This is a genomic window from Pediococcus siamensis (genome assembly GCF_047220215.1).
GTDB lineage: Bacteria > Bacillota > Bacilli > Lactobacillales > Lactobacillaceae > Pediococcus > Pediococcus siamensis.
The window spans coordinates 2,093,881-2,105,948 of the sequence record NZ_CP178375.1 but is presented as its reverse complement, the minus strand read 5'-3'; the positions used below and the strand labels follow the sequence as shown (position 1 = coordinate 2,105,948).

General features: G+C 41.1%; 9 protein-coding genes and 1 pseudogene. 8 read left to right on the top strand and 2 right to left on the bottom strand.

Features of this window, described 5'->3' with window-relative positions:
• The first annotated feature begins 39 nt into the window (after nucleotides 1-39).
• The 4 genes from mnmE (at nucleotide 40) to ACLJJ6_RS10060 (ending at nucleotide 4,939) form a co-directional block, all read left to right on the top strand.
• Nucleotides 40-1,431 carry a tRNA uridine-5-carboxymethylaminomethyl(34) synthesis GTPase MnmE gene (gene mnmE / locus ACLJJ6_RS10075; protein WP_412989314.1) on the top strand — a complete coding sequence of 464 codons (1,392 nt, stop codon included), beginning with the start codon at nucleotides 40-42 and terminating at the stop codon, nucleotides 1,429-1,431.
• 71 nt (nucleotides 1,432-1,502) lie between these two features.
• On the top strand, nucleotides 1,503-3,410 hold the full coding sequence (mnmG, locus tag ACLJJ6_RS10070) for a tRNA uridine-5-carboxymethylaminomethyl(34) synthesis enzyme MnmG (RefSeq protein ID WP_412989313.1): 1,908 nt from the start codon (nucleotides 1,503-1,505) through the stop codon (nucleotides 3,408-3,410).
• 32 nt (nucleotides 3,411-3,442) lie between these two features.
• On the top strand, nucleotides 3,443-3,775 hold the full coding sequence (locus ACLJJ6_RS10065) for a hypothetical protein (protein ID WP_412989312.1): 333 nt from the start codon (nucleotides 3,443-3,445) through the stop codon (nucleotides 3,773-3,775).
• A 114-nt stretch (nucleotides 3,776-3,889) separates the two neighbouring features.
• A complete protein-coding gene (locus ACLJJ6_RS10060; RefSeq protein ID WP_412989311.1) occupies nucleotides 3,890-4,939 on the top strand; it encodes a helix-turn-helix transcriptional regulator in 1,050 nt (349 codons plus the stop codon).
• On the opposite strand, the pseudogene ACLJJ6_RS10055 reads toward ACLJJ6_RS10060, so the two are convergent.
• Nucleotides 4,920-5,858, bottom strand: a pseudogene (locus tag ACLJJ6_RS10055) (ISL3 family transposase); the annotation flags it as partial. The gene ACLJJ6_RS10060 and the pseudogene ACLJJ6_RS10055 sit on opposite strands and share 20 nt — an antisense overlap.
• Before the next feature lie 119 nt (nucleotides 5,859-5,977).
• Between ACLJJ6_RS10055 and istA the strand changes: the two are divergent.
• Nucleotides 5,978-7,192 (top strand): IS21 family transposase, encoded by a 1,215-nt coding sequence (istA, locus tag ACLJJ6_RS10050; RefSeq protein WP_260210390.1) that lies wholly within the window; start codon nucleotides 5,978-5,980, stop codon nucleotides 7,190-7,192.
• Nucleotides 7,179-8,009 carry an IS21-like element helper ATPase IstB gene (gene istB, locus ACLJJ6_RS10045; protein WP_412988384.1) on the top strand — a complete coding sequence of 277 codons (831 nt, stop codon included), beginning with the start codon at nucleotides 7,179-7,181 and terminating at the stop codon, nucleotides 8,007-8,009. The genes istA and istB overlap by 14 nt, the downstream gene beginning before the upstream one ends.
• A gap of 3 nt (nucleotides 8,010-8,012) precedes the next feature.
• Here istB and ACLJJ6_RS10040 read toward each other — a convergent pair whose 3' ends face one another.
• Nucleotides 8,013-8,369, bottom strand: coding sequence for a hypothetical protein (locus ACLJJ6_RS10040; RefSeq protein WP_412989310.1), 357 nt, complete (start codon nucleotides 8,367-8,369; stop codon nucleotides 8,013-8,015).
• Between the two features lie 245 nt (nucleotides 8,370-8,614).
• Here ACLJJ6_RS10040 and ACLJJ6_RS10035 point away from each other — a divergent pair, with 245 nt between their 5' ends.
• Both ACLJJ6_RS10035 and ACLJJ6_RS10030 read left to right on the top strand, forming a co-directional pair.
• Nucleotides 8,615-9,496, top strand: coding sequence for a GW dipeptide domain-containing protein (locus ACLJJ6_RS10035; protein ID WP_412989309.1), 882 nt, complete (start codon nucleotides 8,615-8,617; stop codon nucleotides 9,494-9,496).
• A gap of 156 nt (nucleotides 9,497-9,652) precedes the next feature.
• A complete protein-coding gene (locus ACLJJ6_RS10030) occupies nucleotides 9,653-11,971 on the top strand; it encodes an SEC10/PgrA surface exclusion domain-containing protein (RefSeq protein WP_412989308.1) in 2,319 nt (772 codons plus the stop codon).
• Nucleotides 11,972-12,068: the final 97 nt, after the last annotated feature.

The window sequence follows — 12,068 nt, the reverse complement described above, 5'->3', positions numbered from 1 at the left end:
GCTTTTTTTATTGGATTGGTTTTAGAAAGGACAGGAAACATGTTAGAAACAGCTACGGAATTGGATACGATCGCAGCGATCTCGACACCACCTGGCGAAGGTGGCATTTCGATTGTTAGAATTAGCGGGAATGAAGCGTTAGATGTAGCGTCTCGCATTTTTAAAGGTAAAGATCTGCATAAGGTTAAGAGCCACACGATTAATTATGGGCATATTGTGGATCCTAAAACGGGTTCGACGGTCGATGAAGTCATGGTTTCCGTGATGTTGGCACCGAAAACGTATACGTGTGAGGACGTTGTTGAAATTAATTGTCATGGCGGTATTGTGCCGACCAATGATATTCTGCAATTGCTGTTGAGTCATGGCGCACGGATGGCCAAACCCGGCGAATTTACGGAACGTGCCTTTCTGAACGGACGTGTAGATCTCTCTCAAGCCGAAGCCGTTATGGATTTAATTCGTGCTAAAACTGATCGGTCAATGAAAGTAGCCTTAAATCAATTAGATGGCGATTTATCCCACTTAATTAAGCGACTGCGTCAGGATATTTTGGACGTATTGGCACAGGTTGAGGTTAACATTGATTATCCTGAATATGATGATGTTGAAACGATGACCAGCAAATTGTTACGTGAAAAAGCGATCGAGCTGAAAGCACAAATCAAGCAGTTGCTTTTAACGGCGCAAGAGGGAAAAATTTTGCGTGACGGATTAGCAACTGCAATTGTGGGGCACCCTAACGTTGGTAAATCGAGTTTATTAAACCGAATGCTTCATGAAGATAAAGCCATTGTAACGGATGTGGCTGGGACTACACGCGATGTATTGGAAGAGTATGTCAATGTGCGGGGCGTGCCTTTGAAGTTAGTTGACACCGCCGGAATCCGCGAAACAAATGATAAAGTTGAAAAAATTGGGGTAGAGCGTAGCCGTAAAGCTCTTCAAACAGCAGATTTGGTGTTGTTAGTGTTAGATAGCAGCCAACCGTTATCTGACGAGGACCAGCAGTTAATTCAAGCTACCGATGAAGCCAAACGAATTATCATCTTAAATAAGACAGACTTACCGATGGCACTTGACACTGATGAACTTTTTAATTCCGTTTCTGAAGATGAGGTCATTCGAACCTCAGCAACGAAAGGCGCCGGATTGGATGATTTGAAGGAAAAAATTGCCAAATTGTTCTTTGGCGGAATTGAAAGTAGTCAAAATAACGTGATTGTCACTAATGCGCGGCATATTGGTTTATTGAACCAAGCCCAAGGTGCGTTAGATGCGGTTTTGCAAGGCTTGGACGATGGCATGCCGGTTGATTTGGTCCAGATTGATATGACGCGGTGCTGGGAATTTCTGGGTGAAATTACCGGGGATAGTTACCAAGATGAGTTGCTAGACCAACTGTTCAGCCAGTTCTGTTTAGGTAAGTAATTGAAGTTCAATTAAGTTAACGATGAAACAAATTATGAAGCTCGATGAAGCTCAAATGTGGAGGATGAGTCATGACGGAAGTAAAACAGTATGCAGGCAAAGATTACGATGTCATCGTAGTTGGTGCTGGGCATGCCGGTTCAGAAGCGGCCTTAGCTGCAGCACGAATGGGTAATAAAACGTTATTAATGACCATTAATTTGGATATGGTGGCCTTTATGCCATGTAATCCTTCAGTTGGTGGACCAGCGAAAGGAATCGTCGTCCGTGAGATTGATGCGCTTGGCGGTGAAATGGGTAAGAACATTGATAAGACCTATGTGCAGATGCGTATGTTAAATACTGGAAAAGGTCCAGCGGTACGGGCATTGCGGGCTCAAGCAGACAAGCATGCCTACCACGCGCAAATGAAAAAAACGATTGAAGATGAACCTAATCTAACGTTGCGTCAGGGAATTGTGGATGATCTTATTATTGAAGATGGTATTTGCAAAGGAATCATCACGAATACCGGGGCGCGTTATCATGCCAAAAGTGTAGTTTTAACACTTGGAACGGCTGCACGAGGAAAGATTATTATTGGTGAGTTGATGTATTCATCAGGGCCGAATAATTCGCAACCAGCCATGAAGTTGACTAAGAACCTGAAGGATTACGGTTTTGATTTGGAACGCTTTAAAACCGGAACACCGCCTCGTGTGGATGGTGGAACAATTCACTATGACGAAACTGAAGAACAGCCGGGTGATAAAGAACCCAATCATTTTAGTTTTACCACGCCAGACAGTGCCTATATTGACGTTAAAAATCAGCTCTCTTGCTGGTTAACCTATACGAACGAATATACACATAAGATTATTCGAAAAAACTTGGACCGTGCGCCGATGTTTTCTGGTGTTATTGAAGGGGTGGGTCCACGTTACTGTCCTTCAATTGAAGATAAAATCGTGCGTTTTGCTGACAAGGATCATCACCAGCTCTTCTTGGAACCAGAAGGCCGCAATACGGATGAATGGTACGTCCAAGGACTATCAACTTCAATGCCGGAAGAAATCCAGCAGCAAATTCTTCACTCGATCAAGGGCTTGGAAGATGCAGAAATGATGCGCCCGGGATATGCCATTGAATATGATGTCGTTTCACCTTATCAACTTAAACCAACTTTGGAGACAAAGGTTGTGAAGAATCTATATACAGCCGGTCAAACTAATGGGACTTCTGGTTACGAAGAAGCTGCTGGTCAAGGGTTGATTGCGGGGATTAATGCTGGTTTACGGGCATTAGACAAAGGTCAATTTACCTTAAAACGCAGTGATGCTTATATCGGAGTTATGATCGATGATTTAGTTACTAAAGGCACAAAAGAGCCTTATCGTTTGCTGACAAGCCGCGCAGAGTACCGGTTAATTCTTCGGCACGATAATGCGGACTTGCGACTAACTGAAATGGGTCATGAGCTCGGTTTGATTGACGAAGATCGTTATCAGACATTTTTAGAGAAAAAAGCGGATATTGAAAATGAACTTCATCGATTAGACACCATTCGGATTAAACCAAAGGAAGTCCGTGAATTCTTAATTGCTAAAGGCGGCCATGAATTAAAGGATGGTGTATGGGCTTCTGAGTTCTTACGACGTCCGGAAGTTTCTTATCAAGAATTACTCCAATTCATTCCGGCACCTGAGAAAAAGCTGGATCGACGCGTGGTTGAGCAGGTTGAAATTGAGATTAAGTATGCTGGCTACATCAAAAAGGCCAAAGAGCGTGTTGAACGTCTAAAGAAGATGGAAGCTAAGAAAATTCCTGATCACATTGACTACGAAGCAATTAATGGTCTCGCTACAGAGGGACGGCAGAAGTTGGAAAAAATTCAACCGGAGACGATTGCACAAGCAAGCCGAATTAGTGGTGTGAATCCGGCTGACATCGCGATTTTAAGTGTCTATATTGAACAAGGACGCATTGCTAAAGTCAAATAAAGTTAAATAATTAGTAAGGCAGTTTTAAGGTTTTGAAAAACTTTGAGACGGCCTTTTTTGTTTTACTATTTTTTATCGTTAAAATATTTTTTATTGACATTTTGATAAAAATGGTGAATCAAAGACGGGCGTTACAAAGCTTTCAGCAGAATATCGATTTCATTCGTAACGGGGGAAAAGAAGCCGATACTACCTTTTCTTTTGCGGCTTCGGATCTTAAGCTGTCTAAAGCGGGCCGAATCGCCCTGTTACGGCAGCTTAATCAAGTGGTGGCCAACTTTAAGGATCCTGATGCAGATGAGCCGCAGTTACCGTTTAATTTGGATATGGTTTTGTATTCAGATCAGAAGCCAAAAGAATCATAGATTAAGTGGGTTTAGTTTTTAATTTAAACATTAATTATTACTAATTTTTGATGTATCTCCCGCCCGATTTTAAGTTAAAATAGGGGAAGAGGGTTTGAGCGTGGAGGTGCTATCATGAAAAGTAATTATCGCGTAGCCGAACTGCTTGTCCGGTTAATGACAGGAGAAACGTTACATCAAAAAGAGATTCAAAAAAAATATGGTATTAGTTTGCGGACCTGTCAGCGAGACCTAGCTGATATCCGCGAAGCATTGACTGAGTACGATGCTGGTGATCTTGTAGAGAATCAGGGCACTTACCGAATTACACGTAGAAGCGAAACGCTAGATTACGAATTAGTGTTAGCGACCAGTAATATTTTGCTGGGAGTTCGAGCGTTATCTGTTAATGAATCTTCGGATGAATTAGACACAGCGCTTGAATTTCTACGCTCTGGCTTGTCGCCAACCATGCAGTCAAAAGTACGCAAACAGCTGAAACTACCTCGCGGAAGTTACACGCCCCTTTCACGTCCGACGCCCTTACTTGATCGGTTACGTGAGGTCTCTGATAGCATTGCAAACAATCAAAAGCTGATTTTTACGTATAAAGCCAGTGTCCAGACAGGAGACAAACCACTCATACACCATGCCCAGCCGGTCGTTGTTTTTTTTGAAAAATATTACTTCTACGTTGCGATGCTTAGCGTTGAACATCATGGTTACTGGCTGTATCGATTGGATCGAATTGTTAAGATTTTAGAAAAAGTACCGGGAGAAAAGTTAGATTATGCAACCCGCTTTTCGCTGCAGGATCATCGGCAACAGACATATTTGCTAAACACCGGCAGTCTAACGAAAATTCGTTTTATTTACAGAAATTATGTTCAAACAGTATTAGATTATTTTCCGAATGCGCGGGTGGTCCGCAAAAATAAGGATGGAAGTCTACTGATTGAAGCCTATGTTCGCATTGATGGGGCGTTATTATGGCTTTTAAGCCAAGGAAAAGAACTACAGGTTCTTTCACCGCCGTCGTTAGTGCAACGGATGCGTGAAGAGCTGACAGCAGCTCGAAATCAGTATTTTAAATGGGTCTCTGTCAAATTGTATTGGTGGAGATTTTTGAAAAGCATGTTCACTTCGGTGAATGTGCTTTTTTTGTTTACGCATAAATTAAACTGATACGAATGAAAAAGTTATGAATATTTTGAAAACCAAAACAGCTACGCTTTAACACCTTAATTTTACGATTTAGTCCTTCAATAGGACCGTTGGAATACGGATAACGACAACTATTGAGAACAGCAGGACCATTCTTTATTAAAGTTGAGATAGTAATATCCATTTGGTTGCCAGCCGCCTTGTAGTTGGCAATCAAGGTTTTAAATCCAACCGCATCTTTTTGTTGAATGGCTGTTAGAATTCCTTGATAGGTTTGATACACAGTTTTAAATTCTGGAAATTCATCTAAGGCTAGGTCAATGGCGTTCTGTTGGGTCATGTATTCGTTGATACCGTGTAAATAGATAAGTTTAGTATCATTGACCTTTTCTTCTGCCAAATGGAACAAACGCCATTGAGATTTTAGAATGCGATAAACTCGGGAATGCTTATCTTGAAAAGTATGGATCACACGTGTACGTTCGTTATCCAGTGCCCGACCGGCAAGTTGAATAATGTGGAAACGGTCAATGATGGTTATTGCCTTAGGAAATAACCGATGAATAAAGCCAGCATACTCAGCATTCATATCAACGGTGATTGTTTGAACTTTCATACGTTCTTGAACTGAATAGCGAGCTTCAAAGTAATCAATGATATCCTTACTAAGGCGATCCTTAAGAATCACAATGCGGCGATGACTAACGGCATCGCAACAGTTAAAGGACATTAGATGATTACAGGAACGGAATTCATCAAAACAAAGATTTTGGGGGAGTGTTTTAACACGATAAGCTAAGTGAATATTCGCATTTAAAATGCGTTGAACACTACTTGGTGAAATCCCACAAATCTTAGCGATTTCTTTACTGGTCAGCATATCCCGAGCCAGAACAATTACTTGATGTTTCACATTATGCGTAAAAGTTTCATTACGTTTAACGAGGTTAGTTTGTCAGCAACGGTTGTAAAATGTTGGAAAATACCGATTAGAAAATGTCGGTTTTCCAACATTTTTTTACGGTAAACTAAACGTATCTCAAATTTGGAGGAACTGAAATGCGTTTAGATGTTGAACAGTGTGTCCAGCAATATATTATGAACAAAATAAAGCCCAACTTCGCTGAAATTGGTCGACGATATGGTGTTGATCCGCGAACGGTTAAAAGATACTACAATTTAGGGCTCACGCCCCCAGATGAGCAGCCACAACCCTTACGGCGGCCGAGTAAACTTGACGATTATCGAAAAACGATTGAAGAAAAGGTTCTAGAAGGCTGTTCGGCAACGGCAATTTATTACTTTATCAAAGAACGTGGCTATCAAGGAAAGCAAAGTATTCTCAGAGACTATTGTCGAACCATCAGAAAAGCCGCAACGAAAAAAGCCACTATCCGGATTGAAACCTCGCCAGGGCTTTCAGCCCAGGTTGATTGGAAAGAAGACTTAACATTGATTTCTCGGCATGGAGAGATTGTCAAAGGCAACATCTTCTTATATGTTTTAGGGTACTCGCGAATGAAATACATGCAATTTACCTTCAGTCGCAGCCAAACTACCTTTTTTGATTGCTTAACGAATGCCTTTTGGGCAACCGGGGGTGTGCCGAAAGAAATCTGGTTTGACAACCAAAAGGTTGTCGTCGATCATCATAAAAGTAATTTTGGTAAGCCGGTATTTAATGAAACCTTCGTTGAATACGCTAAGGACGCTTGTTTCAAGCCAATTGCTTGTCGACCGTTTCGGCCACAAACCAAAGGAAAGGTTGAGGCGTTGGCCAGAACTACTCAGCGAATTAAAGTTTACAACCATGAGTTTGAAGAGCCGCTAGACTTAGCCGAGATCGTTCATTTGACGTGTGATCAGCTGAATCATGAGAAGTCTCAGGCGACTCAAATTCCGCCTTATTTATTGCTTGATAAAGAAAAAGAGTATCTCCATGATTTTGATCATGACTTACTCGATGCCTATGCCAGCCAAACCATCGCAAGGAAAGTTAGCAAGGAATCAATGATTGTCTTTCAAAATCGGAAATACTCCGTCCCCATCAGATATATTGACGAAACCGTACAAATTAAACACGATGACAATACTCTATACGTTTATTATAACGGAGAACTAATTCGTTCTCACCCTATTTCACTGAAAAGATTTAATTATCTTCGCGATGACATGGAAGAGATTGTCCGATCAGACCTTTATAAGAATCGTGATGACCGAGTCATTGATGATTACGTCGACCGAAACCTGAAGATGTTTGATGAAATGGAGTGAGAAAATGGCTAATTACCAAGCGTTATACACCAACCTTAGACAATTAAAGTTAGATCGTTTCGCCGAACATTTAGGCTACCTATTGGATCATCAAGATGAAGCACCCAAGTCCTTGAGTGATGCCTTATTCGAATTGACAACGGCTGAGCTTAAATACCGGGAACAAAAAAAGATTAATTTGAGAATTAAACTAGCCCGCTTTCCATATGAAAAAACGTTAGCTGACTTTGACTTTAGCTATCAACCAGGAATTAACCAAGGGACAATTGAGGACTTGGGATCACTAAGATTCACCCAAGAGAATCAAAACATTTTGTTTATCGGCACCTCCGGTGTCGGTAAGACTCACCTAGCCACCGCCATTGGAATTGAAGGGTGTAAACAAGGAATTTCAACGCAGTTTATTCGATGTAGCGACCTCATCAACAAGCTTCAAACAGCACAAGTTCAAGGACGAAGCGAAGAAGTGTTGCGCCGGTATGCCCGTTTTCAAATTCTAATCATTGACGAGATTGGTTATCTCCCAATTGAGTCAGTGGGTGCTAAGCTGTTCTTTCAGCTAATTGAAAGACGATATGAACGGAAATCAACCATTATCACCACTAATATTCCGCTTTCTAAGTGGGGAAACACCTTTTCAGATAAGATGTTAGCTAACGCCATTTTAGACCGCTTGGTTCACCACGCTAAAGTCATCCGAATCACCGGTCGATCATATCGAATGAAGGATCATTTGATTGAAAAGAAGGATAATTCTGGACCTGATTTATCAGGTTTTAGCTCACAAAATAAAGAAAGGAGCAGTGAGACACTGTAAACCTTATCGGTAAAAAACAGCATTTTTTAATCGGCAAAAAACGACATTTTCACATCGGCGTTGACAAGTTTGAGCACCACAGGTTTTTAAACACCGTTTACATTGATATCTTTGTCGTTTTAGCTGCATCTCATAACGTCCACCTGATAAGGTTCCCAATCTTAGATGGCCAATGTGAGTTCCATTTTTGATTAGAGATTTATGGCCACAATGAGGACATTTTAAAAGTTGATAGGAAAGGATAGCGTGAACGACATGAACGTGTTGCCCATTGGGATAATGTTCCTTAGTAATCTCAGTTACAGTTAAATTAGGGTCTGTTATTTCGAATAGGCTTAGGATAGAATTAGTTAGGGACATTTGTTTTTCCTCTTTTCGATTTTATTAGGCGATTAAATCGTAACACAAAGAGGGCAAATGTCCTTTTTTTTTTCAAAATAAAAACTGGTATCAGTTATTCACCAATACCAGAAAGTGTAGACCCTTTTAAATAAAGGAGTGAACCAGGAAATCGTAATTGATTTTCTGGTTTTATTTTTTTAGTGTCATATTATGACGTGGTGCATTTGTATGCTTGTGATAATTTGAAAGGGGATTCTTCAATTATGAAAGAAAATAGTGGGTTGAAGTCAAGAACTAAAAAAATTATCTTAAGTCTGATTGCTGGTGTAACATTGTTGGGCGTGGGTGTAAGTGGCGGCACGATGGCATTGAATGCTGGTAGTCAACAAACAGTCGTCAAGGCTAAAACTTATCCAGCATCAATTTTTTATGCAAATATAAAAGTAGGCGGAACTTATCGACGTATTGAATATGTTAATATGATTACGCCAGTCGTTGGAAAAACATATACTATGAAGGTGCCAACGATTAAGGGGTATACACCTAATCGTAAAACTATTCACTTAAAAATTGAAAAATACAAATCTAGTCCAACGGGAATTGCTGGCGAACGATTAGAAGATTTATATTACACGCGAAATGGTTCTGTATCGGTAAAATACACTGCACAAAAATTAACCAAACAAGTGAAATTGGCACCGGGGCACAATTTTTACAATCACATTCCTGGCAGCAATTACACAGTTAAATTAAAACATTATGGCACAACGTACAAAGGTAAAACAGTTACCATTGATAATTCAGGTATCAAAAAAGGAATGAAAACACCGTATTATCGTTGTTGTTATAAAGGCAAGTTAATTGGCTGGATTTACACATCGGCTTTAGTAAATCCTGCAAAGTATACAACTGTTAAAAAAACGGCAACAGTAATTGCGAGCCCTAAAAATAATTTTTATAATCATCTGACGTACAGCGTTTATGCGACAAAACTCTGGCATTATGGCAAAACGTATAAAAATCGCAAAGTCACCATCAATAAACAAGCGGTCCGCGTGGGTACAAAGACACCATATTATCGTTGTTACATTGGTAATAAGGAAATTGGTTGGATTTATGGCGGCGCCTTAACTAATATCCAGTAAAAACAACAAATGCTACGTAAAGCATCGTTATTAAAAAAATAACGGTGCTTTTTTGTGAAAACTAATAACGACATAATATGTCGCATGTGCCCATTATAATAGGCACAGTTATACATAATAACGGTTACATCAAGTTGAATTAGGAGGATTTGTTTAATGAAAAAACAGGGAGTAGTTACACTCACAGCGGCGGCTGTTTTGGCGGGTGTTGCCGTCACAAACAGTTCTGTCCAAGCGGATACAAATACGGCTAATAATGGTACGGTTCAGAAAAAAACAACCACAACAGCCGTTACACAAGCTAAGAGTACGGTATCAGCAGCGCAACAAGAGGTCAAAACAGCTCAAGCAAATGTATCAAAAGCGCAAGCGTCGGTAGCTAATGCCGCAGCAGCCAAATCTAGTGCTCAATCTACGTTAACAGCGGCCAGCAGCAGTGCCAGTTCTGCAACGACTGCACAATCAACCGCGCAGCAATATAAAGACGCTGCCACCTCAGAGGGAATTGACAAAGCACAATCTGCGGTTGACAGTGCACAGACGCAAACAAACGCTGCTCAGCAAGCGGCAAGTTCGGCACAACAATCGGTTTCAGCAGCTCAAACAGATGTAAGTGCTAAAAGTTCCGCAGCAAGTACTGCGAACAGTGCCGTGACAGCTAAGCAGCAAGTTGTTTCTAGTGCCCAAACGCAAGTTGATAAAGATCAGGCGGCAACAAGCTTAGCGACAGCCCAAACCGCGGCTTCTAATGCGCAAAGTGCAGTTGATCAAACAAATGATCAGATTAAATCAGTTACTGGAGATGCTGAGCAAGCTGGAATTGTTTTATCACAAAGTTATGTTGATGCTTACAAGGACAGTTTGAATGACAATGGCGATGATGACACGGTAATGGACCGCCTTGAAAATGAAGTCGATAATTTTGAAACTACGGCCCAAATTACAGAATATCAACCAACAACAAAGGATAGTAATGAAGTAGTGGATGATGTTAGTAATTTAACCTATGCTCAAGCCAAATCACTAACTGACTTTGCGGCGAGCGTTATTAATGGTCTTAGGGCTCAAGTCGGTTCAGATCCTGTTCAAGTAACTTATGGATCAGTGCAGGCAATAATGCTAGCTGTCGCACAAGAAGAAAAAGAAGATTTTGATGCGTTTACAGAAGGTTCATTAGCCGAAATGAACAGTGAGGCTTGGTGGGATACTGATTTTTCAACGTTAGGCGTAAAGATGACGGCGTATTCGGAAACAGAACCAGGTGCTGGAAAATATGAAATTGGATTAGATGGTTGGGACTTGCCAACGTGGCAGTTATATTCGACCAAAAACCATACGATGGCGGAATTAAAAGGAGGCGTGTATGACGATATTCAGACACTTTTAAAAACGCAAACAGGAGCTTCCAATTTGTTAGGTCAAAAGTTACCTGATGATATGAAGGGAGAATATCTCGGAGCAACGTTTGATTCGTATGGTACACTGCACCTTTTCTTCATTGACAATTATGATGCTTCGAAGATTGCAGCTGAGGAGGCTCAAGATGCAAGTGATGATGGGGCGAGCAGTGGTAGTTCATTACTTAGTGGACATGAAATTCCAGCCGATGCCGTTTTCTTTAAGGATACAACCACACCTGCACCGTTTGAGATCAAGTCTAGTTCTGATACGGATAGTCAGGAAACACTAACTGACCTACAAACGAAGTTGAGCACAGAACAGACTAAGTTAACAGCTGCAAATAAGGCTTTAGCTTCAGCTCAATTAGCAGCAAAAGACTTAGGTGTAACGGCATCTGATGCAGACGCAGCGCAACTAGCTGCTGATCAAAGCAAGCTGGCAACGGCAAAAACTGAATTGGCTTCAGCGCAGAAATTAGTCACAACCACAAAAGCAGCCTTGGCAGAGGCCCAAGCAACACTTGACGCTGCCCAAACGCAACAAGCCACAGCTACCAAAGCCTTAAGTGAGGCAAAGGCTACCCTAAAAGCGGCACAACAGTATCTCAATAATTTGCAGAATGCTGATACAAATCTGACCGATGCCCAAGCAACTGTAACCAAAGCGCAAGCAAACTTATTGGCCGCTCAAAAGGCCTATGATGCAACCTTAGCACCCGTACAAACGGCCCAAACTGCATTAGAGGCAGCTAAGGCAGCTTTGGCAGTTGCTAAAGAACGGTTAACGACAGCGCAAGCCACTTTATCAAAATACCAAGTAGTTAATGGTTCAAAAGAAGATGTGACGTTTAGCTCAAACAAATCCGGCAAAGCACAGAAGGTTACCTTAGCAGATAAAACCACTAAGTCAGCAGCTGTTGTTAATAAAGGCAAGAAGGCTATTCTTCAAAAACAAGCCGTGGCAACAACTTTGCCACAAACAAATTCTCAAGATCAAGGCTACTTAGCTTTGCTTGGGATGGCGTTACTGAGTTTAATTGGGTTTGCCGGTGTCGGTAGGAAACGACGAATTTAATTTTAAATCAGTCATTGGTGCAGTAGTAGGCCTTAGTTTGTTTAAATTCAGTGTTTCTACAGTGACAAAATGTAGAGGCCAAGGCAAAAATAAGCGT